Origin of the sequence: Enterococcus hailinensis, assembly GCF_045862035.1 — a bacterium.
GTDB classification, from domain to species: Bacteria; Bacillota; Bacilli; order Lactobacillales; family Enterococcaceae; genus Enterococcus_A; species Enterococcus_A hailinensis.
The window spans coordinates 19,701-40,493 of the sequence record NZ_BAAFRV010000008.1 but is presented as its reverse complement, the minus strand read 5'-3'; the positions used below and the strand labels follow the sequence as shown (position 1 = coordinate 40,493).

Sequence of the window (20,793 nt, the reverse complement as noted above, 5' to 3'; positions counted from 1 at the left end):
ATGAAATTTGCTGTGATTGTTTTTCCAGGATCAAACTGTGATCTAGATTTACATTGGGCGATGAAAGAAGTTATGGGTGTTGAGTGTGAGTATGTGCGATACGATGAAAATAGTTTAGCAGGTTTTGATGGTGTATTGTTGCCGGGTGGCTTTTCATACGGTGATTACTTGCGTTGTGGTGCAATCGCACGTTTTGCTTCGATCATGGAAGAAGTTATCCGCTTTGCCAATGAAGGAAAACCGGTTTTTGGTACATGCAATGGATTTCAAATTTTGACTGAAGCGGGACTTTTACCAGGTGTATTACGGGAAAATGATTCGTTAAAATTTATCAGTAAGGTAGTACCGATCCGGGTTTTGAACGATCAAACGAAATTTACTTCTGAATATGAGAAGAATGAAATTATCCATCTTCCTGTTGCCCATGGAGAAGGCAATTATTATTGCGATCAAGAGACTCTTGCTGAACTAAAAGAAAATAATCAAATTGTTTTTACCTATGAAGGCGAAAATATTAACGGTAGTGTTGAATCTATTGCAGGAATCACGAATAAAGCTGGAAATGTATTAGGAATGATGCCGCATCCGGAACGAGCGATGGAGGAACTTTTGGGCTCTGAAGATGGCAAGAAATTTTTTGCTTCGATAATAAATAATTTTGGAAAGGTGATCGCAAATCAATGATGAAATTAGAACCGACTGCTGAAGAAATCAAAGAGCAACGAATATACGCTGGCTGGGGATTATCTGATACCGAATATCAAATGATCTCAGAAAAAATTTTGGGACGTTTGCCAAATTATACAGAAACAGGACTTTTTTCAGTAATGTGGAGTGAACACTGCTCCTATAAAAATTCAAAACCTGTTTTACGGAAGTTTCCAACCTCCGGAACTCAAGTTTTGCAAGGGCCAGGTGAAGGTGCTGGTATCGTTGATATCGGTGATGGACAAGCAGTTGTTTTTAAAGCCGAAAGCCACAATCATCCCTCAGCAGTAGAGCCGTATGAAGGGGCAGCCACAGGTGTCGGTGGGATCATTCGTGATATTTTTAGCATGGGGGCACGGCCAATTGCTTTATTGGATTCGCTGCGCTTTGGAGAATTAGATACTTTTCGAACAAAATATTTATTAGAAGAAATTGTTGCCGGAATCAGTGGCTATGGAAATTGTATTGGCATTCCGACTGTTGGCGGAGAAGTAGCCTTTGATACTTGTTATGAAGGCAATCCACTAGTCAATGCGATGTGTGTTGGTTTGATTGATCATAAAGATATTCAAAAAGGTCAGGCTAAAGGTGTAGGCAATTCGATCATGTATGTCGGAGCGAAAACAGGACGCGACGGGATTCATGGAGCCACATTCGCTTCGGAAGAATTTACCGCAGGTGAAGAACAACAACGTTCAGCAGTCCAAGTAGGGGATCCATTTATGGAGAAGTTATTATTGGAAGCCTGCTTAGAATTGATCTTGGAACATTCGGATATCTTAGTGGGAATTCAAGACATGGGCGCAGCAGGTCTAGTTTCTTCTAGTTCAGAAATGGCTTCGAAAGCTGGTTCTGGTTTGAAGCTTTATTTGGATGACGTCCCGCAGCGTGAGACAGGTATGACGCCTTATGAAATGATGCTTTCTGAATCACAAGAGCGGATGTTGCTTTGTGTAGAAAAAGGCCACGAAGCAGAAGTCATAGAATTATTTGACCGTTACGAATTAGATGCCGTAACCATTGGGAAAGTAACAAATGACGGATTATATCGTTTGTATCATCACGGTGTAGAGGTCGCTAATCTGCCAGTGGATGCATTAGCAGAGGACGCACCTGTTTATGAAAATGCTAAACAAATTCCTATGCGAATAAAAGAATTTTCAGAAATGGAAAAATTTGTTCCGGTGGTTGAAAATGCAACAGAAACATTATTAGCATTACTAAAACAGCCGACGATCGCGTCAAAAAAAATGATTTATGAAACTTATGATTCACAAGTACGAACAAATACCGTTGTTCGTCCAGGAAGTGATGCTGCAGTCTTGAGGGTTCGAGGAACCAAAAAAGCCCTAGCAATGACGACAGATTGTAATGCTCGGTATTTGTATTTGAATCCTGAGATCGGCGGTCAAATAGCAGTAGCTGAAGCAGCGCGTAATATCGTTGCCTCTGGCGGCAAACCTTTAGCAATCACAGATTGTTTAAATTACGGATCGCCAGAAAAACCAGAAGGCTTTTGGGAATTATGGACATCTGCTGATGGTATCGCTGAAGCCTGTCGTACATTTGATACCCCCGTGATTTCAGGAAATGTGTCAATGTATAACGAAACGAATGGTAAAGCTATTTATCCTACACCAATGATTGGGATGGTCGGTCTAATTGAAGATATAGCTCATATCACAACACAAGCGTTCAAACAAGCGGACGACTTGATTTATGTAATCGGGAAAACCGAGGCGGATTTTCATGGTAGTGAAATTCAAAAAATGCAAAAAAATAAAATTGAAGGTACCTTGATGGATTTTGATCTTGAAACAGAAAAAAAACATCAAGATTTAGTTCTTTCTGCCATCAAAGCTGGTTTAGTCGTAAGTGCTCATGATTGTTCAGAAGGTGGTCTGGCAATCGCTTTAACCGAAGCTGCTTTTGACAATGAACTTGGAATCGAAGTCTCGTTAGCGATGCCGCCTGAAAATCTTTTTGCAGAGACTCAGTCACGGTTTGTCGTATCTATTAAGCCAGAAAATCAGCAACATTTTGAACAATTAATGGGTAAGGCTGCTCAACATATAGGAAAAGTAACAGATTCCAAACTATTGAGAGTCATAGCTGAAGGTCAAACGATTGAAGTAGAAACGATGCAAGCGAAAGCAGTTTGGGAGGAAGCCATTCCATGTTTAATGAAGCAAAAAGTTTAAATGAAGAATGTGGCATTTTTGGAATTTGGGGCCATCAAGATGCTGCGACTGTCACTTATTTCGGCTTACACAGTTTGCAACATCGCGGTCAAGAAGGGGCCGGTATCGTCAGCAATGATCATGGGAAATTAAAAGGAACTCGCGGATTAGGATTGTTATCTGAAGTATTCAAAGATGAACGTCAATTAAGCTTTTTAACAGGAAATGCAGCGATTGGCCATGTTCGTTACGCAACTGCCGGCAGCGGAAGTGTTGATAATATCCAGCCATTTCTTTTTAACTTCTATGATGGGGATTTTGCATTAGCGCATAACGGCAACTTAACCAATGCTAAAAGTTTAAGGACAGAGCTAGAACAAAATGGAGCCATTTTTCATTCGAATTCTGATACAGAAATTTTGATGCACCTTATCCGTAGAAGTACGAAGACTACGTTGTGCGAACGAATGAAAGAAGCACTGAATACGGTTAAAGGCGGCTTTGCTTATTTGATGCTAACTGAAAAATCAATGGTTGCTGCTTTAGATCCTAATGGTTTTCGCCCGCTATCAATTGGTCAAATGGTCAATGGTGCTTATGTCGTTGCCTCAGAAACTTGTGCATTAGAAGTAGTAGGAGCTAAATTTATTCAAGATGTTCAGCCGGGTGAAATAGTTACAATCAATGATGAAGGGCTGACTATTGAATCGTTCACCACACAGACTCAACCAGCAATTTGCTCGATGGAATATATTTACTTTGCACGACCAGACTCAAATATCGCAGGTGTCAATGTCCATAGTGCAAGAAAAAATATGGGGAAGATTTTAGCTCAAGAAGCGCCTGTTGAAGCAGATATGGTAGTAGGAGTTCCCAACTCATCTTTGTCTGCAGCAAGCGGCTATGCGGAGCAATCAAAGATTCCCTATGAAATGGGTCTAGTAAAAAATCAATATATTGCACGAACTTTTATTCAACCGACACAAGAATTGAGAGAACAAGGAGTACGAATGAAACTGTCTGCCGTCCGTGGTGTTGTTGAAGGCAAACGAGTGATTATGGTAGATGACTCGATCGTCCGCGGGACAACTAGTCGTCGAATCGTAAGTCTTTTAAAAGACGCAGGTGCAAAAGAAGTACACGTTCGCATCGCATCACCACCATTGAAATATCCGTGCTTTTATGGAATTGATATTCAAACACGGCGAGAATTGATTGCAGCAAATCATTCGATTGATGAAATAAAATCGTTAATCGGCGCAGATTCACTATCATTTTTAAGCGAAGAAGGATTGATTGATGCGATAGGCCTAAATTTTGATGCTCCTTATTCAGGCTTGTGTATGGCCTATTTTAATGGGGATTATCCAACACCACTTTATGATTATGAAAAACACTATCAAATGACATTGACAGAAAAAGTGTCGTTCGTTTAAAAGTTATTTAAAAAACTATTAAAAGGAGTTAATTCAGTGGCAAACGCGTATTCGAAGGCTGGCGTCGATGTTGAGGCTGGTTATGAAGTAGTAGAACGAATCAAAAAACACGTGAAGAAAACAACTCGTTTAGGAATGATGGGAGCGATTGGCGGTTTCGGCGGATGTTTTGATCTCAGTCAATTCAACTTGAAAGAGCCCATATTAGTCTCTGGAACCGATGGCGTCGGAACAAAATTAATGGTAGCTATTGAAGCGGACAGGCATGACACAATTGGTATTGATTGTGTTGCGATGTGTATCAACGATATCGTAGCACAAGGGGCTGAGCCATTGTATTTCTTAGATTATATTGCAACAGGAAAAAATATTCCTGAACGTTTAGAAAAAGTAGTAGCAGGTATCGCTGAAGGTTGTGTTCAAGCAGGAGCCGCTTTGATCGGTGGTGAGACAGCAGAAATGCCGGGAATGTATACAGGAAATGATTATGATTTGGCGGGTTTTGCTGTTGGTTTAGCGGAAAAAGAGCAGTTGGTAACAGGAGATACGATCCAAGCGGGGGATCTTTTGATAGGATTGCCTTCATCGGGGATTCATTCAAACGGCTATTCTTTAGTACGTAAAATATTTTTTGAAAAACAGAAGTTTTCTATTACAGAAGAATTACCAGAATTAAGACGTCCATTGGGTGAAGAACTATTAGAACCCACACGGCTATACGTGAAAGCTGTTTTACCATTAGTCAAACAACAATTGATCAATGGTATCGCTCATGTTACTGGTGGTGGATTTGTTGAGAATCTACCAAGGATGTTACCAGAAAACCTTGCGTGTGAAATTGATTTAGATACATGGCCGACTTTACCGATCTTCAAAGCTTTAGAAAAATATGGAGAAATTCCTGAACTAGAAATGTATGAAATTTTTAATATGGGCATCGGCATGGTATTGGCGGTATCACCAGAAAAAATAGCAGAAGTTAAAGCCAATTTAGCCGAACGAGGAGAAAAATATTATACTATCGGTCGGATTGTAGATAAAAATGAATCATCGATTATGTTTAATGAGGCGACTCTATGAGATTTGCTGTACTAGCTTCAGGGAATGGTTCGAATTTTGAAGCGATTGCTCAAGCCGTCAAAACAGGTGATATTGACGCCGAGCTAGCGTTGCTTTTTTCGGATCGTAGGGACGCTTATGTTTTAGAACGAGGGAAAAAATTTTCGATTCCGACAGAAACATTTGAATTAAAAGAGTTTCCCAATAAGCAGGCCTATGAGGAAGCTTTGCTTGATCTACTAAAGGCTTATGAGATCGAATTAGTAGTTTTAGCGGGTTATATGCGAATCGCAGGGGACAGTTTACTACAAAATTTTCCTAAAAAAATTATCAATATCCATCCATCTTTGTTACCATCATTTCCGGGTTTAAATGGAATCAAGGATGCCTATCAGGCTGGAGTTAAGGAAACGGGTGTGACCGTTCATTATATCGATCGTGGTATTGATACAGGTCCTATTATTGCTCAAGAAAAAGTAGTAGTTGATTCAAAAGATAGTTTAGAAGCATTAGAACTAAAAATCCATCACACAGAACATCAGTTATATCCGAAAGTTTTAGCAAAGGTGATCAAAGAATTAAAGTTGTAAAACAACTAGCAAAAAGACTAGAGTAAATAAGGAGTGTCATTGATGGCAAGAGCATTGATCAGTGTGTCAGATAAAACAGGGGTCTTAGAATTTGCCCAAGGTCTAATCCAGGCTGGAATCGAAATTATTTCAACTGGCGGAACAAAAAAAGTTTTAGATGAAGCAGCTATTCCGACTTTAAGTATCGAGCAAGTAACTGGTTTTCCAGAAATGATGGATGGCCGTGTAAAAACATTGCATCCTAAAATCCATGGTGGATTATTGGGAAAAAGAGACCTTACAAGTCATCAAGCAGCGATGAAAGAACATGATATTCAAGCAATCGATTATGTTTGCGTCAATCTATATCCTTTTAAAGAAACCATTTCTAAAGTAGACGTGACTGAAGCAGCTGCGATTGAAAACATCGACATTGGTGGCCCTAGCATGTTACGTTCAGCAGCTAAAAACTTTGCAGCAGTTACTGTCGTAGTCGATCCAGCGGATTATGCGTTAGTTTTAACTGAAATAGAAAATGAGCAACAAACAACGCTCGCTACGCGTAAACGGTTGGCTGCAAAAGTTTTTCGACACACAGCGGCTTATGATGCGGTGATCGCTGAATACTTAACTAATTTAGTGGACGAAGCAGAGCCAGAGAAGCTGACGTTGACTTATGATTTGAAACAAACATTGCGCTATGGAGAAAATAGTCATCAAACTGCGTCTTTTTATCAATCTGCCTTGCCTAGTTCTTATTCAATTGCTAGCGCGCATCAATTGCATGGCAAAGAACTGTCCTATAATAATATTAAAGATGCCGATGCAGTGATCCGTATTGCCCGAGAATTCGATGAACCAACAGTTGTTGCACTTAAACATATGAATCCTTGCGGTATCGGCAGTGGCACGACGATTTCAGAGGCGTACCAATCTGCCTATGAAGCCGATCCAATATCGATTTTTGGCGGTGTGTTAGTTGCAAATCGAGAAATTGATATGTTGACTGCTCAAGAAATGCATAAATTATTTTTAGAAATCATTATTGCACCAAGTTTTGAGAAGGAAGCCTTTGAACTATTAGCCAAAAAGAAAAATTTACGGTTGCTAACATTAGATTTTTCTGATGAGCCTAAACAAACTCCTGAGCTGGTCTCAGTATTAGGTGGTCTTTTAGTTCAAGAGCAAGATATTATTGCTGAAGTTCCGAGTGAATGGCAAGTCGTTACGGAACGAAAACCATCAGCAGAAGAAATGAATGCACTAGCGTTTGCTTGGAAGGCCGTTAAACATGTTAAATCTAATGCTATTGTTGTGGCAAATGAAAAACAAACACTTGGAATCGGTGCCGGTCAAATGAATCGCGTAGGCTCAGTAAAAATTGCTTTGGAACAAGCGAAGAATCAGATGAACGGGGCGGTCCTAGCTAGCGATGCCTATTTCCCAATGAATGATAGTGTCGAGTACGCAGCTCAGCATGGTATCAAAGCCATTGTTCAACCGGGAGGGAGTATTCGCGACCAAGAATCTATTGATATGGCAAATAAATATGGTGTAGCGATGGTCTTTACAAATGTTCGTCATTTTAGACACTGATAGATAGGAGAAATATATGAAACTATTAGTTATTGGCAGTGGTGGACGGGAACATGCAATTGCAAAAAAAATGTTAGATAGTCCAAAGGTAACAAGGGTCTATTGTGCTAAGGGTAATCCGGGGATGGAAAAAGATGGGATTCAACTTGTCGATATTCCAGAAAATGATCATTCTGCGCTAATATCTTTTGCTAAAACTAATGAGATCGCTTGGACATTTGTCGGGCCAGAGATCCCGTTGTTAAATGGAATCGTGGATGCTTTTCAAGCGGCAGGACTGAAGATATTTGGTCCAAACAAAGCAGCAGCCATGATTGAGGGATCAAAAGAATTCGCTAAAAAGATAATGGTTCAAAATAATATTCCGACAGCAGCTTATCGTACATTTAGTGATTTTGAACAGGCAAGTAAGTATGTAAAAGTAGTTGGAGCACCTATCGTTATTAAAGCAGATGGTCTAGCAGCAGGTAAAGGGGTCGTTGTAGCAAAGAGTGAAACCGAAGCATTGAAAGCATTAAAAGATATGTTGACAGACCATCGATTTGGGACAAGTGGAAATAAAGTAGTGATTGAAGAATTTTTAGTAGGAGAAGAATTTTCGTTATTAGCATTTGTAAAAAATGAAAAAGTTTATCCAATGGTGATTGCACAAGATCATAAGCGGGCTTACGATGGGGATCGTGGTCCGAATACCGGCGGGATGGGGGCTTATTCCCCTGTTCCGCAAATTTCAGAAGCAATTGTTGAACAAACAATTGAGGAAGTGTTGAAACCAGCTGCTAAAGGAATGATGGCTAATAAAACGCCATTTACAGGAATTCTTTATGCTGGGCTGATCGTCACTGACACTGGACCAAAAGTCATCGAATTCAATGCACGTTTTGGAGATCCAGAAACACAAGTTGTTTTACCAAGATTGACAAGTGATTTGGTACAGGTGATCGAAGATTTATTTAATGGGTATGAACCAGAATTAACTTGGAGCAAAGGCGCAGCAGTTGGGGTCGTTTTAGCTGCAGATGGTTATCCAAATGAGCATAAAAAAGGAATGGTCTTACCAGACTTTACTAAAGAAACTAAACTATACTATGCAGGTGTTTCATCAAGTAAAAACCAGTTGATTGCTTCTGGCGGACGGGTCCTTTCTGTAGTGGCCGAGGCCGATTCATTGGCTGAAGCAAAATTAAAGGCATATCAATCGTTAACAGAAGTAGATACTACTGATTATTTTTATCGGGAAGACATCGGTGCTAAAGCCTCAATCTAATAATGAGAAAGGAGCAATCAATGGTTGCTTCTTTTTTTATGGTCAAAAAAGAAGTGAGGTTATAAAAATGACAGTCATGTTTAAAAATGGTAAACTAAAGATGAAAAAATAGTTAGAAAAAAGTATAAAAGATGAAAAAAAAGGGTGGAAATTATTTATATAAGTGTATACAATAGTTAAGGCTATTTTGTAAAAAAATGGAGTGAAAGAGGTGAAAACCATGAAAAGCGACCATTCCAGAACAAACAATGAAAAACGTGAATTACGAGAGATATTTTCAGGATTACCCAACTCACAATATCTAAAAATTTTATTGGCCCAAGTAATTCGACACTATGATCCGGAAATCAAGTATATCTTTCAAAAGCAAGTAGGCTGGCAATTAGTAATTGAACAAGTAGAAGGTTTATTATGTCGAATTAAAATTCATAAAGATTATTTTTCAGTCGTTACACCTTTTCCCGATTTTGGTATTAAGTACTTAACGCCGATGGTTCAAGTTATGTCGTTAGAATTCAAAGAAAAATTTGAAGAAGTTACCGAAAATACTCAACAAATCGAAATGAAAGTAACCAACGAAGAAGAAATGGAAGATGTTATCTTTTTAATAAGCTTGCAGGCTAAAAAATTACGTAATCCGGTCGTTTAGTACATAATGTTCGTGTTTATTTTGAAATCGTATCGAATAGACTTGATTTTTATCTAAATATGTTGTAAATTACATAGGGCGATATCGCCTTATGTTTTTTTATTTTTATTTATTGGAGGCCATTATGAAAGTATTTGATTATGAAGATATTCAATTGATTCCAAATAAGTGTATCGTTGACAGTCGTTCAGAATGCGACACAACGGTGCAATTAGGAAAATTTACATTTAAGATGCCAGTAGTACCAGCTAACATGCAAACGATTATTGATGAAACAATCGCAGAATTTTTGGCAGAAAATGGTTACTTCTATATTATGCATCGTTTTTACGAAGAAGAACGAATTCCCTTCATCAAAAAAATGCAATCACGTGGTTTATTCACTTCAATCAGTGTTGGAGTGAAAGGATACGAATATGATTTCGTTAAACAATTAGCAGAAGAAAAATTAAATCCTGATTTTATTACGATTGATATTGCTCATGGACATTCAGATGCTGTGATCAATATGATCAAACATATCAAAGTCTATTTACCCGAAACATTCGTGATCGCAGGGAATGTTGGAACACCTGAGGCAGTACGAGAATTAGAAAATGCGGGTGCAGATGCAACAAAAGTTGGCATTGGGCCTGGTAAAGTATGTATCACAAAAATTAAAACTGGTTTTGGTACCGGAGGTTGGCAATTGGCAGCGTTAAGTTGGTGTGCCAAAGCTGCACGTAAACCAATTATTGCAGATGGCGGCATCCGTACACATGGCGATATTGCCAAATCAATTCGCTTCGGTGCGACCATGATCATGATTGGTTCACTATTTGCGGGTCACGAAGAATCTCCAGGTGAAACAATGGTTGAAGACGGTGTATTTTATAAAGAATACTTTGGCAGTGCTTCGGAATTTCAAAAAGGCGAAAAGAAGAATGTTGAAGGAAAGAAAATTTGGATTCCTTACAAGGGTTCATTAAAAGATACATTAGTAGAAATGCAGCAAGACTTACAATCATCGATTTCTTATGCTGGTGGAAAAGACATCGAAGCATTACAAAAAGTTGATTACGTTGTAGTTAAAAATTCTATTTTTAATGGTGATACAATTTAGTCTGAATGTTCATTTTTAAAATTTTAAAGACCTCATAGTATATGAGGTTTTTTTTGTGCGACAAAATTAGTACAAAAAATAAATCGTAGTTTACTACTAAGACATCATTGATAATATTCTTCACTTTTATCAAAAAAATGGAAAATGTAATGGTCAAATGATAGAAAATATGGTTTAATTTACTTTAATATTTTATTAGAAGGAGGTTAATTTTATATGAAAGAAAAAACAAAAATAGTGCCGAGGATTTTCATAAATAGAATTTTAGCGGGAACAGCAACGGGGGTTATCGTGGGATTAATCCCCAATGCCGTCTTAGTTGCTGTTTTAAAATATCTTAGTCAATATAGCTTAGCAACTACAATTGCTCAATCAGCAGCAATTTTTCAAATCGCTACTCCGTTGATTATTGGAGCGTTGATTGCTTTACAATTTAGTTTTAACCCGATGAATATGATGGTGGTAGCTGGATCGGCGTTTGTAGGTTCGGGTGTTATAAAGTTTACATCTGACTTGGGTGAAAATGGACTTTATGTCGGAGCAGGAACAGGGGATATTATCAATACGATGATCACTGCTTCGATTGCTGTTTTACTGATTTTAGTAATTGGTGATCGTTTTGGATCGGTAGCTATCGTATTAACACCCATTGTCGTAGGTATTGGAGCCGGAACGATTGGTTTTTATCTATACCCATATGTGACTGCAATCACCTCAACGATTGGAATGGTCATTAATAATTTTACTACGTTGCAGCCGTTATTAATGTCGATTTTAATTGCTTGTTCTTTTGCATTTTTGATTATCTCGCCAATATCTACAGTAGCGATTGGGGCTGCGATTCAATTAAATGGTATTTCTGCAGGCGCTGCTGCTATGGGTGTCGCTGCTACAACAATTGTATTAGTCGTCAATTCATGGAAAGTAAATAGGTCAGGGATAACTATCGCAATTGCTTTAGGAGCTATGAAAATGATGATGCCTAATTTATTTAGAAAACCAATTATTTTAGTTCCCTGTTTAATGACTGCTATAGTTTGTTCAATCCCAGTGGCTTTATTATCTATTTCAGGAACGCCAGGTTCAGCCGGATTTGGTTTAGTGGGATTAGTGGGTCCGCTGGCTTCTTTAGATGCTGGTCTAAATATTGGATTAGTCGTTCTTTGCTGGATCGTAGTTCCCGTTATCGTAGCTTTGGTTTTACAATTTATTTTTGAGAAAATTTTAGACCTATATAATAGAGAAGACGTATTCAAATTTTTAGGATAAAACTCGGACGCATAAATTTTTTCGCATTTAGTTTAATTAGATAGAAAAAAGAATCCTTTCAAATAGAGAACATTCGTTCTATAATGGGTCATGAACGAAAACAAGTAATTATTGGAGGGTATTATGAATCCCAAAGAGTTAAAAGAATATATTGATGAAAAAGCACCGAATGCGTATGAAACTTTTTTTGCTAGTGCAAAAGAATATCAAAATGAAAAAAATCAAAAAAGACAGCCTGCGAAGCGTTGGAATGAACGGAAAGTAGACCGTAGTGTCGAAAAAATGTGGGATGGGGTCATTAGTACGATCCATAATTCTTTATCAATGAATATAAAAGGTGAAGATCGGAAAAATTATGAAGCTTGGGTAGAATTTATCGAGAAAAGTGAATTTTTAGTTAGTTTTGAGGAACAAATCGCAGAAATAGAATTTGAATAAATTAAGCTATTTTTTTGAAATCCTATTTTTTAATTGTTATTATCGTTAGATAGTTCTAAAAGGCAAAGGGGATAGTATTTTGAGTGAAATTAAAAAGATTGATAGTACTGATTTGAAGCAGCTTCAAACAATTAGCATTAGAACATTTACGGATACATTTGGAAAAGATAATACCGAAGAAGACTTAAACAACTATTTGGAATCAGCTTATGCAGATCAAGTGCTGACGGACGAAATCAATAATAGTGATTCTGAATTCTATTTTATCTATTTAGATGCTAGAGTAGCTGGCTATTTAAAACTAAATGTTGGTTCAGCGCAAACTGAAACTTTTGCTAAAAATAGACTTGAAATTGAGCGTATCTATATTGATCCAGATTTTAAACGAAATGGTTTAGGAAAAAAACTGTATGAACTAGCAGTTAAAAGAGCGGTTGAGCAATCAAAAGATTCTATTTGGCTGGGCGTTTGGGAGCACAATTTAGCTGCTATGGAATTTTACAAAAAAATGGGCTTCGAAAAAGTGGGACAACATTCATTTTTCATGGGTGAGGATGAACAAATCGATTTCATTATGCAGAAGAAAATTTAGCGAATAAGAGCGAGTATGGTTGTTGAAAAACAAGATACGCGCTTTTTTTTATGAAAATTGACAGATAATATTCTAGAGTTATTTTCCAGCTATTTTATTTAGTAAAAATGAAAAAGTAAAGCAATCGATTCGTCTATTTTAAACTTTATTTCAGCGATTCATTGACAGTCTTATTAGATTGGTTTAGCTTTAAATCATCCAATAATAAATGAGGGATCAGCATGTGGACTTTAAATGACAATAAAGCAATACCTATTTATCAGCAAATCATGGAACAAATTATCGGCTACATTCAAGACGGTACGTTACAGCCTGGAGATCAGGTGCCGGCAGAGCGAAAGTTGGCTGATTTTTATCAAGTTAATCGATCAACGGTTGTCCATGCATTAGATGAATTAGTCAGTCTCGGCTGGGTCATCAGGAGGCAAGGCAGTGGAACGATTATCAACGAAGGAAATTGGGGACGCAGTACGATACCGCGTGTCGATTGGCGGAGTTTTTTTACCCAAGATAGTTTGCGAAAAGATCCGTATGCAGAAAAAATCCAACAATTACTTCAAGATCCAACGGCAATCGATTTTTATTCAGGCGAACTGCCGTTAAGTTTGATTCCAGATTTCCGTTTTCCTTCTTATACATGGGAAGAATTATTATTAGAAGAGCGAAAACAAGGAACTTTAGGCTATCAGCCTTTGCAAAAAGTGATTTGTGAACGAATAAAGCGAGAACAGAAAATTGAAGTTTCTTCAGACCAAGTATTGATTACTTCAGGAGCTCAGCAAGCTATGTTTTTATTACTACAGGTCATGTTACAAAGTGGGGATAGTGTGGCTATCGAAGACCCGTCATTTTTATATTCATTACCCATTTTTGCTAGTGCAGGTATTAAACTCTATGGAGTAGAATTAGATGATCAAGGAATGCGTATCGACAAATTGGAACAGTTGATTTTGACAAAAAAAATCAAATTGATCATTGTTAATCCAACGTTTCAAAATCCAACTGGAACGACGATGTCTGAGCAAAGACGTTCAGAATTAATCGCACTTAGTCAAAAATATCAATTGCCAATCGTGGAAGATGAAGTGTTTAGTGAATTGAATTTTCAAACAGTTCCAGCGTCATTAAAAGAATTAGCTCCGCATCAAGTGATTCATTTAGGGTCGCTATCAAAAATATTTGGTTCTTCGATCAAAATTGGTTGGATCGTTGCTGATCAGGATTTAATTCAGCGCTTATCAGAAGCAAAACAGATAATGGATTTTTCAATCAGTGTTTTCCCGCAAGTTATTGCCTATACAGCACTTAAAGATCCAAACTTTGAAGCGCACCAAAAAAAATTAGTCCAGACGTTGAAACAAAGAGCTATTGACTTTGAAGAACAAGCAAAAAATGTTTTTGACGATTGGGAAATCTCATCGATTTGTGGTGGAATGTATGTGTACCTAAAGTGGAAACATCAAAAGTTAACACGAAAAGATTGGGATATTTTTATTAAGCACAAAGTATTAATTGCGCCGTCCTTCCTATTTAGTAGTGATACGATGGCGATGCGCATAAATTATACTCGTATGGATCAACATGGCCAACAAGTATTTTTTGAAAGATTGCAGAAAATCTCAACTGAATTGAGGAGAAAATAATATGGATGTATTGGAAGTAATGAAGAATCACCGATCATATCGTCAGTTCGATCAAGAATATCAAGTATCAGAGGATGAACTAAAACAAATTTTACAAGCGAGCCGCCAAGCTCCGAGTTGGATGAATGGTCAAATGTACAGCATTATCGTGATAAAAGACCGAAAAATACGAGAAAAATTGGTTGAATTGAACCCAGGAAATCCGCATATGCTTCAAAGTTCCGTCTTCTTGATTTTTGTTGCTGATTTACATCGTACGGAAAAGGTAGCGCAACATTATCAAATGGATTATTTGATTGAAGAAAGTGTCGATCCTTTGATCACTGCAGTAACAGATACAGCTTTAGCTTTAGAAAATGCAGTGATTGCTGTCGAAGCGTTAGGTTTAGGTTCCGTGGTAGTAGGTTCGATCCGTAAAGATATCGAAAAATTGAGCGCGCTACTAAACTTACCTGAAAAAGTTTTTCCGGTCGCTGGATTAAGTATCGGAAAACCAATCGTAGAGATGAATCTTAAGCCCCGCCTTCCAGAAGCCGCAGTGATTCATTATGATACGTATCAAGAATACGACTATAATTTAATTGAAGATTACGATGATACAATGGAAAAATTTGCGGAAGCTCGGGAAACGAAACGCTGGAGTAAAAAGTTTGCGGATTATTTTAGTAGTTCTCCCAATAAAAAAGTCGATGCATTTCTGAAAATAAACAAATTTTTTCATGCTAAGAATTGACAGCCCTATGTAAGTAATTTATAGTTAATTATGAAAGTTAAATAATTGTTAGGTGAGGCTCCTATATGGACACAGGCTACTGCCCAAAAATGTCGAGAGACGCCAATGGGTAGAACAGGGATCATCGTGAAGGTGATTCATAACGTAGCTGACAATTCTGTCTACGCCCTATAGTGCTAAAGCTCGACGATGAACATCGATGGATTTTTCGCGCGTGCTCATTTTCGAGTATGCGTTTTTTTTGTGTGCTATTTAATGGGAATAATGGTTTAAAAGATAGAAAAAGCATATAAAGTGCTCAAAAAAGAGAGGATGTGAGGAAGATGGATCATGAGGACAGTCGACCCAAAAATGAATATAACAGGGCGGCTTTGGTTGTCCTGAAATTTAGGAGGAACCACTATGATGAACAAAAAAAACCTTCTTGCTCGCCAAGTCAACAAAGACCAAGAACTTAAAAAATTAGCACTTTTATCTGACCGGGATTTATTTTTAAATTTACGTACTTCAATGCAAGGACTTTCTGAAGAAGATGCTCAAAGCCGCTTAGAAGAATATGGTCCTAATGAAGTATCAGCACAAAAACCAACACCAGGTATTCTATTATTTTTACATGCCTTTAAAGACCCATTTGTTTATGTATTGGCATTATTAGCCATCGTTTCTTTAGCAACGAAGGATATAGAAGCGTCTGTCGTCATGACAATCATGATCTTAGCGAGTGTTTTAATTACGTTTATTCAAGAATATCGTTCGCAAAAAGCGAGTATTGAATTAAAAGAAATGATCGAAAATACCGCTGCGATCACTCGTAATGGTGAAACAAAAGAAATTCCGATGGATGAAGTTGTTCCTGGTGACATTTTGACGTTAGCGACTGGCGATATGATTCCAGCAGATGCCGTTTTGATTTGGACAAAAGATTTATTCGTCAACCAATCATCGTTAACGGGAGAATCAATGCCTGTTGAAAAGTATTTAAAAGAAATACGTGAAGTAACTGAAGAAACAACAGCATTGGACTTAACAAACCTCGTGTTTATGGGCACGGATGTATTAAGTGGTCAAGGGAAAGCCATTATTTTAAAAACTGGACAGCAAACATTCTTTGGTGATATTGCGAAAAATGCCACGACGAAACGCGGTAAAACATCTTTTGATATCGGTTTGGCCAAAGTAAGCAAATTATTATTACGAATGGTCTTAGTCTTGTTCCCGTTAGTTTTCTTAATCAATGGTTTAACAAAAGGGGATTGGAGTAGTGCCTTCTTCTTTGCAATTGCTGTAGCTGTCGGTTTGACGCCTGAAATGTTACCGATGATCGTAAGTTCTAATTTAGCAAAAGGTGCCTTGACGTTATCTAAGCATAAAGTAATTGTAAAAGAATTGGCCTCAATCCAAAATTTAGGAAGCATGGACGTTCTTTGCACAGATAAAACAGGAACGATCACAGAAGACCGTGTCGTTTTAGTCCAACATTTAGATCCTTTAGGAAATGAAAATGAACAAGTATTAGATTTAGCATTCATGAATTCAAGCTATCAAACAGGCTGGAAAAATTTAATGGATATTGCGGTGATCAACTTTTTTGAAGAGCAGCAACGGCATTTACCTTATCAAACGGTCAAAAAAATTGATGAGATTCCCTTTGATTTTTCACGTCGTCGGTTAACAGTAGTTATGAAGGCTGATGATCATCAATTGATGATTACAAAAGGTGCAGTCGAAGAAATGTCATCTGTTTGCAAGTATGTTGAGATCAACGGCGAAACAATGGAATTGACACCAGAAATTCGGCAAGAATTACAAGCAGTCAATGAAAAAATGAACCGCCAAGGGATGCGTGCCATTACAGTTGCTGTTCGACGAGATGCACATGATGAAGCGATCTACTCTACCGAAGATGAAAAAGATATGACGTTAGTTGGCTTTATGGGCTTTTTGGATCCAGCAAAAGAATCAGCAAAACCCGCTATCGAATCATTACAACAACATGGAGTTGCTGTAAAAGTATTAACTGGTGATAATGCGATCGTTGCTCAAAAAGTTTGTCAAGATGTGGGTATTCCAGCAGTAAGTTTTATTTTAGGCAATCAAGTAGACCAAATGTCAGAAGAAGAATTGCAGCAAGCAGCAGAAACGACTAATTTATTTGCGAAACTTAATCCGATGCAAAAATCACGAATCATCGAAGCGCTCCAAACGAAAGGGCACACGGTTGGTTTTATGGGTGATGGGATCAATGATGCTCCAGCCTTGAGAAAAGCAGATGTTGGGATTTCAGTGGATACTGCTGCAGATATCACTAAAGATGCTAGTTCGATTATATTGTTAGAAAAAAGTTTAGGCGTGTTAGAAAATGGTGTCATTGAAGGCCGTCGAGTATTCAGTAATATGATGAAGTATATTAAGATCACGATTAGTTCAAACTTTGGGAATGTGTTTTCTATTCTAGTAGCCAGTGCATTTCTACCATTTCTACCAATGCTATCAATTCAATTATTATTACAAAATTTGATTTATGATATCGCTCAGTTGACGATTCCTTGGGATAACGTAGATGAAGAAGAGTTAAGTGCTCCAACAAAATGGGAAACACGTGGGTTACTAAAATTCACCGTATGTATCGGGCCAATCAGTTCAATCTTTGATCTACTAACGTTCTGGGTGATGTGGTTTGTCTTTGGTGCCAATACTGTTGGCACGCAAAACTTATTCCAAACGGGTTGGTTTATGGTAGGTTTAACAACACAATCGTTAGTCGTTTTAATGGTACGGACGAAAAAGATTCCTTTTATTCAAAGCCGGCCAGCTCCGCAAGTTTTTGCTAGTCTATTGATGGCAGTGGTAGTCGGAGCGATCGTAGTAATGAGTCCGCTAGCTCAACAATTCGATTTCGTTTCTTTACCTAATGCTTATTGGTTATGGTATGTCGGGATTGTTATTGCCTACATGCTAGCTACGCAATTAGGGAAAGTATTATATATAAAACTTGCCAAAGAATGGATTTAAATTGTAACAGAAGAAGGTACAACCTTCTTCTGTTACTTTTTTTTGTGAAAAAATATAACAATTATTTTTGAATGTATCAAAACTCACAAAAGAAATCAATTTTTTGTTTTCATGGTTTTCAAAAGAAAGCTTTAGATAAGTAAAAAGAGTGTTTTGCAATTTTTCAATAAATAAACATAGAAGTATGACATTAAATATAATGAACTAAATTTCACAACCTTTAAAAGTGAAACGCTTCAATTACTTCATAAATGACGAGCAAGTTTGTTGTCAATTGAATATAAAAATGCTAACTTAGAAAAGAAGGGGCAATAGCAATAATACAGACTGACTTGCTGTTGCACTACGAACAAAACTTAACTTATTTAAGAGAGGAAAGTGTGACACCATGGCAGAAAAAAAGTTATCAATTGATTTTGAAGCCTTACTAAAAGATGTAAACGCGGATTTCCCCGTGTATCAAGCGTTGGATGAAGAAGGAAAAGTAGTAAATAAAAATCTTGTTCCTGATCTATCTGATGAAGAACTTGTTGAATTAATGACCTCAATGGTTTGGTCTCGTGTTTTGGATCAACGCTCAACTGCTTTGAACCGCCAAGGCCGTTTAGGTTTCTTTGCGCCGACTGCCGGTCAAGAAGCTAGCCAATTAGCTAGTCAATTTGCTTTTGATAAAGAAGATGTTTTATTACCGGGATATCGTGATGTACCACAATTGATTAAGCATGGCTTACCATTAAAAGAAGCATTTTTATGGTCTCGCGGACACGTAGCTGGAAATAATTACCCAGAAGATTTAAATGCTTTACCACCTCAAATCATTATTGGCGCTCAATATGTGCAAGCAGCTGGTGTGGCTTTAGGTTTGAAAAAACGCAACAGTAAAAATGTTGTCTTTACTTATACTGGTGATGGTGGATCATCTCAAGGTGACTTCTATGAAGCAATCAACTTCGCAGGGGCTTATCATGCAAACGCTGTATTTTATATTCAAAATAACGGTTTCGCTATTTCAACTCCGCGTGAAAAACAAACAGCAGCTAAAACATTAGCTCAAAAAGCTGTTGCGGCAGGTATTCCTGGTATTCAAGTTGACGGAATGGATCCATTAGCTGTGTATTATGTTTCGAAAAAAGCACGTGAATGGGCAGCCGATGGCAATGGCCCAGTCTTGATTGAAACATTAACTTATCGTTATGGTCCACATACATTGTCAGGTGATGATCCAACTCGTTACCGTACAAAAGATATGGATGATGAATGGACGAAAAAAGATCCATTAGTTCGTTTCCGTAAATATTTAACTGAAAAAGGTTTATGGTCAGAAGAGCAAGAAGAAAAAGTGATCGAAGATACTAAAGAAGAAATTAAACAAGCAATTACAGAGGCTGATCGTGTACCAAAACAAAAAGTTTCTGATTTCTTGAAAAATATGTATGAAGTACAACCGCAAAATATTAAAGAACAAGTTGAATTCTATGAAGCGAAGGAGTCGAAATAATCATGGCACAAAAAACAATGATCCAAGCAATTACAGATGCCTTAGCTCTGATGCTTGAAAAAGACAAAGAAGTTTTAATTTTCGGTGAAGATGTCGGTAAAAATGGCGGTGTTTTCCGTGCGACAGAAGGTCTTCAAGAAAAATTTGGCGAAGATCAAGTTTTTGATACACCTTTAGCTGAATCAGGAATTGCCGGACTTGGTTTTGGTCTTGCGTTACAAGGCTTCCGTCCAGTCCCAGAAATCCAATTCTTCGGCTTCGTCTTTGAAGCAATGGATGAAATCGTAGGTCAAATGGCTCGTACTCGTTATCGTATGGGAAATACCCGTAATTTACCAATCACAATTCGTGCACCTTTTGGTGGCGGTGTTCATACGCCAGAACTACATTCAGATAACTTAGAAGGTTTGATGGCTCAATCTCCTGGTTTACGTGTGGTTATTCCTTCAAATCCTTATGATGCAAAAGGATTATTGATTGCTTCAATCCGTAACAATGATCCAGTTGTTTTCTTAGAACATATGAAACTTTATCGTTCATTCCGTGAAGAAGTTCCAGAAGGAATCTACGAAGTACCCTTGGATAAAGCAGCTGTTACAAAAGAAGGCAGTGATATCTCAATCATCACTTATGGCGCAATGGTTCGTGAAGCAATCAAAGCAGCCGATAATTTAGCTAAAGATAATATCAATGCTGAAATCATTGATTTACGCACTGTCGCTCCGCTAGATGTAGAAACAATTATCAAATCAGTTGAAAAAACTGGTCGTGTAGTTGTTGTTCAAGAAGCTCAAAAACAAGCTGGTGTTTCTGCACAAGTTATTTCTGAGATTTCAGAACGAGCAATTCTTTCTTTGGAAGCGCCAATCGGTCGGGTTTCTGCTCCAGATACAATTTTCCCATTTGGACAAGCTGAAGGTATTTGGTTGCCAAATGCATCCGATATCGAAGCGAAAGCAAGAGAAATCGCAACATTTTAATTTGATGTACTAATACCATTCGTCAAAACGCGGCTTGAAAGTGTTTTGATGAGTGGTACTTA

At 37.7% G+C, this 20,793-nt stretch carries 17 protein-coding genes and 1 riboswitch; all 17 genes read left to right on the top strand.

The annotated features are described in order from the left end of the window. Complete coding sequence (gene purQ, locus ACKTSC_RS07700; protein WP_332580121.1) at positions 1-684, top strand: phosphoribosylformylglycinamidine synthase subunit PurQ; 684 nt, start codon at positions 1-3, stop codon at positions 682-684. After that, complete coding sequence (gene purL, locus ACKTSC_RS07695; RefSeq protein ID WP_407857275.1) at positions 681-2,909, top strand: phosphoribosylformylglycinamidine synthase subunit PurL; 2,229 nt, start codon at positions 681-683, stop codon at positions 2,907-2,909. Before purQ ends, purL begins: the two co-directional genes overlap by 4 nt. Further along, complete coding sequence (gene purF / locus ACKTSC_RS07690; protein ID WP_332580123.1) at positions 2,885-4,324, top strand: amidophosphoribosyltransferase; 1,440 nt, start codon at positions 2,885-2,887, stop codon at positions 4,322-4,324. The genes purL and purF overlap by 25 nt, the downstream gene beginning before the upstream one ends. Positions 4,325-4,360: 36 nt before the next feature. Beyond that, positions 4,361-5,404 carry a phosphoribosylformylglycinamidine cyclo-ligase gene (gene purM / locus ACKTSC_RS07685; protein ID WP_332580124.1) on the top strand — a complete coding sequence of 348 codons (1,044 nt, stop codon included), beginning with the start codon at positions 4,361-4,363 and terminating at the stop codon, positions 5,402-5,404. Next, positions 5,401-5,973 carry a phosphoribosylglycinamide formyltransferase gene (gene purN, locus ACKTSC_RS07680; RefSeq protein ID WP_407857274.1) on the top strand — a complete coding sequence of 191 codons (573 nt, stop codon included), beginning with the start codon at positions 5,401-5,403 and terminating at the stop codon, positions 5,971-5,973. Before purM ends, purN begins: the two co-directional genes overlap by 4 nt. Before the next feature lie 42 nt (positions 5,974-6,015). After that, positions 6,016-7,548 (top strand): bifunctional phosphoribosylaminoimidazolecarboxamide formyltransferase/IMP cyclohydrolase, encoded by a 1,533-nt coding sequence (gene purH / locus ACKTSC_RS07675; RefSeq protein WP_407857273.1) that lies wholly within the window; start codon positions 6,016-6,018, stop codon positions 7,546-7,548. 16 nt (positions 7,549-7,564) lie between these two features. Then, positions 7,565-8,815 carry a phosphoribosylamine--glycine ligase gene (gene purD, locus ACKTSC_RS07670; RefSeq protein WP_407857272.1) on the top strand — a complete coding sequence of 417 codons (1,251 nt, stop codon included), beginning with the start codon at positions 7,565-7,567 and terminating at the stop codon, positions 8,813-8,815. Positions 8,816-9,035: 220 nt separating this feature from the next. Beyond that, on the top strand, positions 9,036-9,464 hold the full coding sequence (locus tag ACKTSC_RS07665) for a DUF3788 family protein (RefSeq protein ID WP_407857271.1): 429 nt from the start codon (positions 9,036-9,038) through the stop codon (positions 9,462-9,464). 124 nt (positions 9,465-9,588) lie between these two features. After that, on the top strand, positions 9,589-10,566 hold the full coding sequence (gene guaC / locus ACKTSC_RS07660; RefSeq protein ID WP_332580128.1) for a GMP reductase: 978 nt from the start codon (positions 9,589-9,591) through the stop codon (positions 10,564-10,566). 216 nt (positions 10,567-10,782) lie between these two features. After that, the gene (locus ACKTSC_RS07655; RefSeq protein ID WP_332580129.1) at positions 10,783-11,835 is read left to right on the top strand and encodes a PTS sugar transporter subunit IIC; all 1,053 of its coding nucleotides are present in this window, start codon (positions 10,783-10,785) and stop codon (positions 11,833-11,835) included. Positions 11,836-11,958: 123 nt separating this feature from the next. Next, complete coding sequence (locus tag ACKTSC_RS07650; RefSeq protein ID WP_332580130.1) at positions 11,959-12,273, top strand: hypothetical protein; 315 nt, start codon at positions 11,959-11,961, stop codon at positions 12,271-12,273. Between the two features lie 79 nt (positions 12,274-12,352). Continuing rightward, positions 12,353-12,865, top strand: coding sequence for a GNAT family N-acetyltransferase (locus ACKTSC_RS07645; RefSeq protein WP_407857270.1), 513 nt, complete (start codon positions 12,353-12,355; stop codon positions 12,863-12,865). A gap of 221 nt (positions 12,866-13,086) precedes the next feature. After that, positions 13,087-14,508, top strand: a complete 1,422-nt coding sequence (locus ACKTSC_RS07640) for an aminotransferase-like domain-containing protein (RefSeq protein ID WP_332580132.1) — start codon at positions 13,087-13,089, stop codon at positions 14,506-14,508. 1 nt (position 14,509) lies between these two features. Then, complete coding sequence (locus tag ACKTSC_RS07635) at positions 14,510-15,241, top strand: nitroreductase family protein (RefSeq protein WP_332580133.1); 732 nt, start codon at positions 14,510-14,512, stop codon at positions 15,239-15,241. A gap of 37 nt (positions 15,242-15,278) precedes the next feature. Further along, positions 15,279-15,442, top strand: a riboswitch (M-box (ykoK) riboswitch). A 204-nt stretch (positions 15,443-15,646) separates the two neighbouring features. Continuing rightward, positions 15,647-18,253 (top strand): magnesium-translocating P-type ATPase, encoded by a 2,607-nt coding sequence (mgtA, locus tag ACKTSC_RS07630; protein ID WP_407857301.1) that lies wholly within the window; start codon positions 15,647-15,649, stop codon positions 18,251-18,253. A gap of 388 nt (positions 18,254-18,641) precedes the next feature. Beyond that, complete coding sequence (gene pdhA / locus ACKTSC_RS07625; RefSeq protein WP_332580134.1) at positions 18,642-19,751, top strand: pyruvate dehydrogenase (acetyl-transferring) E1 component subunit alpha; 1,110 nt, start codon at positions 18,642-18,644, stop codon at positions 19,749-19,751. Between the two features lie 2 nt (positions 19,752-19,753). Next, complete coding sequence (locus ACKTSC_RS07620) at positions 19,754-20,731, top strand: alpha-ketoacid dehydrogenase subunit beta (protein ID WP_332580135.1); 978 nt, start codon at positions 19,754-19,756, stop codon at positions 20,729-20,731. The last annotated feature ends 62 nt before the right edge of the window (positions 20,732-20,793 follow it).